Here is a 4,243-nt window from a genome sequence, read left to right as displayed (position 1 = left end):
ACGATAGGAACGGGCGATCTGGGTGGCGTAGCACAGGGCATTGTCGTAGGCCAGCTCGCCATCGGCATCGCTGAGGGTGCGTAGCTGACGGGTGAATTCGGCCTTGGGTTGACGAATGATGTCGAACACCGAGCTCATGCCCATTTCCGGCATCGCGTCGGCGAAGCTCATTCTGCCCAGCAGGCGGTTTTCCGGAGTGCGCGGAACCAGGTTGTCGAACAGCGGGTTGGGTGTTGGATCGGGCAGCTCGACCTCTGGAAGCAGGTGGTCGCCGTCGTCGAAAACTGGGTCGGGGCGTTCAGGTGTGGTCATGCGGGGGCTCGCTCATCAGGCTGATCAAGGCCAATGTTTTAGCGGGCGAGCGAAGGGTGGGGTATCCATAGAACTGATAGGTAGCCAGGGCTGTTCAATGGCGTTATGAGATGCCTTGTTGCTACCTCGAAAGCCCTGAAAACCGGGGCGTCCGTGCAATGCGAAGGTGTGCGCGCCGAGTTGTTGCAAGAACTGGGGCGTTTTGTAGCCGACCACGCTACTGCGGAGAAATAACATCATCGCGGCCAAGCAAATGCTGATGCTGGCAGGCGACCAGGTTGAATGCTGAGGTGATGGTGCCGTTTCAGGCGCTGTCGATGGTGGGCTGTCGGGTAGGCTGGATGCCTGGACGAGAAGGTGCTGTAACGGGTGCGAGGTTTCGACGGGGCGAGCTGCGGTGTGGCATGACGCGCAGTTGCTGGCGGCTGTAGGTGAGCTGGGGAGGGCGTGGATGCAGGGGCATGCCTGGACTGCGCACCTGAGATAAAGCAGGCAGGTGGGCATGTCGTTGATATCGAGCTAAACGAAGCGTCCGGGCAGGACAACAGGGCAGCGGCACTGGCGTGACCGGCCGACCTGGGCTGGTTTCCCAGGGCTGTTGGGTAAGCGAATCACCTTGCAAAAGCGGCGCGGCCTTCGCGGGCAGAGGGCTCTACCCGCGAAGAGGCCGGCCTGAACATCTGGTGAATCAACGGCCCGCGGCCGCCATGGCCGCCTGGCCCACCGCTTGCCAGTCAGCTTCGGGGCTGTCGGCATGCAGGGAGCAGGCTTTGAGCAGGGTCGCGGCGTTGAGGCCGGTTTCCAGCGAAAGGGCCTGTGCGCGGCGCACCCAGTCGATATGGGCAACGCTCTTGGCGGTTTGCTGAGGCAGCAGCGCGGTGAGCACCGCCACCTCGCTTTCGCTCCAGCCCAGCAAGCTCGCCAGTGCGGCATTGCAGGTTTGCGACTGGACCGCCAGTTGGCGTTTGCCGGGCCGTCTGGATACCAATGCATTGGCTTGCTGCACGTAACCAAGCAGGCGCTCTTCCGTCTGCCCCAAGGTGTTGAACAGGCTGTCGTAGGCCTTGAGCAGGTGCAGGGTGTTCAAGGACAACGGCCACAGGCTTTCGCACCCCAGCCACGCCGGGTTGACGACGAAGGTGCGCAACGCGGCGGTGCCAACCTTGGCCCAGCTGACAGCGCGTGCGCAGGTGTCGATCTGGCGCAGGTCGGCCAGAACCGCACTCACTTTGGCGGCATCGGGCTCGGCGTCCATCGGCCAGGCCTGGAGGGTGCGCTCGAGCAGGCGGTAAGGTGAAACATCGGCGCAGTGGGCGACCCACACCGCCAATTCCGGCAGGAGCGTGGTGTGTTCCTGCAGCAGGCCTTCGACCAAGCGCTGTTGGCGGGCCCAGGCGTCGAGCAAGAAAGCAGTAAGCCGGGTTTCAGCGGCAGCCACGTCGTCACTCCCCAGACCCAGGGTTGCGATCAAGGCGCGGACCTGCGCGGCCAGTTGCGCGTGATCACTGCCTGCCACGTTTGCGTTCGGTGGCTTGATCAACCCTGCACTGTCGATGAGCGCGTTGGCGCCCTTGCCCAGTTCGCTGAACCAGTCGATGGTCGCCCCTGTGGCCTTGCCGGGCAAAGCCAAGGCGGCCACTGCCACCGGTGTCACGGCAGTGCTGCGACCGTCGCTTGCCAGCTGTTGCAGACGTTCGAGCACGCCTGTGGTCGGGCTGGCCTCGGCATCCACCGCAAGTAGCGTCCTCATCTTGGCAACGCTCAACTTGTGGCGCCCCAACCAGTCGACCACGCCATCCAGATGAATGAGGATATCCAGCACGTCCGTTTGCGTTTCATTACCTTGCAGGAGCGTGCCCACAGTGCAATGGCGCAGGTAGGTGCGGCCGCCCAGGCACTCGATCAGGTAAAGACAGTCTTCTACCTCGAGCCTGAACAGGCGTGCGATTCGGGTCAGTCGGTACAAAGCCGACACCGTGAGCAGTGAGCGGTTGAGAGGACCGACATGCTCGATGGTCTGAAGCGCGACCGCGGCGAATGCCTCAGGTGTCAAGCCAAGCCCTGCGCACAGCTGATTGACAGTGGCTTGGTGGGCAGGGTCGTCACTGGTGTGGCTGAATGAGCCGTGGTCCAGAACCAGGGGTGTGCCGAACAGTACCGGGTTGTTGAATACCTGGTCGAACAGCGGTGTGCGGGTGCCGCTGGCGAACGCAGACACATCATGAACGAACGCGGCGAACTCTTCAGCGCCAATGCCATGGCGGCCATTGAGATAGCGATAAGCGCCCAGCATACGCAACGTATTAGGATTGAGGGTCAAGTCAGGGTTGGCATCGCCTTCCGCGCGCATGGCCGAGACGATCAGGGTATCCAACTCGGCGAATGGCAGTTTGGTCCAACGTTGCAGGCGGATCATGCGCTGCATTCGGTCGAACCTATCCAGTGAGGTATAGGCCAGATAGACAGTACGCTCGCTGCCCAGCGTTTCTTCCACAAGGGAAACAGCGTTGTTGTACTGATAGCTGTTGTCGCGGGGTTTGAAGCGATCAATGGCCCCGTTGCCGTTGATGAAAACAGCGCCATAGTTCATCGGTGTAGGCGAGCGTCGCAACGGATTGCTGGCACCGGTCTTGTTGCGGATGGGGCAATTGGGCGAGACGTGAGGGCTATGGTCTTTTTGCGAGAGCAGTGCCGTCAGCTGTTGGGCATCGACGCCGGTTTTGTCGCAGAAGACCTTGGCCCGGTTCAACAGCGACTCGCCGAGGTTACGTTGGTCAATTGCCAGGTGGGCCTGGAGATAGTCGCGCTCGGCAACGTTCAAATCACGGCCCAGAACAGGATCGCCAAGCGTACTGACATCGAACACCATCTGGCGACCGATGCGCGATTGGCCGGCAACAGTCACCATGACGTTCAATACCAAGGGGGCATCATAGTGAAGTGCCAACTCCACTCCGGGATTATCTTCGGCTTTGTAATAGAGAACAAAACAAATGCCCAAGTTACCATCCGCATGCTGATGGCTCATTTTCCAACTGCCGCCAGCACCTTCCTGAAGCACTCGACCACGCAGTTTGACTGTCTGGGATCGGCCATTGTTGATCAGGCGCATTTCTATCAGCGTATCGCTGTCAGTGTGTAAAACGCTTATGACCGACTCTTGCTCAGGTATCTCGATATGAGTGGTGTTGCTGTCCCACAGGTGGATGTTTGAAATGATTGGTGTGTACCAGCTAGGGCCTTGCAGCGACAAGTTGAAGGCTGGAAAGCGCCTTTCGGCCATTAACAGATGTTGCTGCGCAGGGCTCAAACCGGACAACAGCGCCAAGGCGTTACGTTGATCCACAGGATGGGCGGATGCTTGCAGACCCGTCCTCAGCGCCAGGTTCAGCGCACCCAGTACTGGCTTGTCACCTTCCAGCGCCAAACTCACCTGCTGATGGGCAAAGTGATAGGGAAAGACGAACGGGTGTTTCTTCTCGGCCAGCAGTTGATGCACCGGCCGTGGGTCTTCTTTTTCTACCTGGTACTTCTCGATGCCCTGGGTGAGCACCGTGTTCACCAGGTCCAGCATCGGGCGGCTCTGATAGGTGCTCTGCTCGTCGATCACCAGGCTGTCCAGGTCCGGCCGGCGCACCGCCAGCGGTATCCGCAGTGGCGACGTGGACGCGCCTTCGATCTTCTGCTCGGCAAAGCGGCGCAACGAGCCCAGGTAGGCCACCGGGCCGTCCATGGCTTCGATGGCGCCGACCTTGCAGAACTGGTCCCAGTTTTCCTTGAACAGATTGGGGTAGCTCGGGCCGATGTCGACCAGTGCACGCACGCCGGTCTGCGGAGCGATCAGTGGCAGGTTGCGGCCTGAGGACACGATGTCTTCACGATAGGAACGGGCGATCTGGGTGGCGTAGCACAGGGCATTGTCGTAGGCCAG

At 60.7% G+C, this 4,243-nt stretch carries 2 protein-coding genes; both read right to left on the bottom strand.

Annotation, left to right across the window (positions count from 1 at the left end; all coding sequences use genetic code 11):
- Positions 1–312, bottom strand: a 312-nt coding sequence (locus tag IFT44_RS20970) for a Tc toxin subunit A (RefSeq protein WP_192176517.1), incomplete at its 3' end; no start/stop codon positions are given.
- Between the two features lie 688 nt (positions 313–1,000).
- On the bottom strand, positions 1,001–4,243 hold a 3,243-nt coding region (locus IFT44_RS20965; protein WP_192176516.1), incomplete at its 5' end, for a Tc toxin subunit A.

Source organism: Pseudomonas sp. CFBP 13710, from assembly GCF_014842235.1.
In the GTDB taxonomy this organism is placed as follows: Bacteria; Pseudomonadota; Gammaproteobacteria; order Pseudomonadales; family Pseudomonadaceae; genus Aquipseudomonas; species Aquipseudomonas baltica.
The sequence above is the reverse complement of the archived record's forward strand: the minus strand, read 5'-3'. Positions and strand labels throughout refer to the sequence as shown.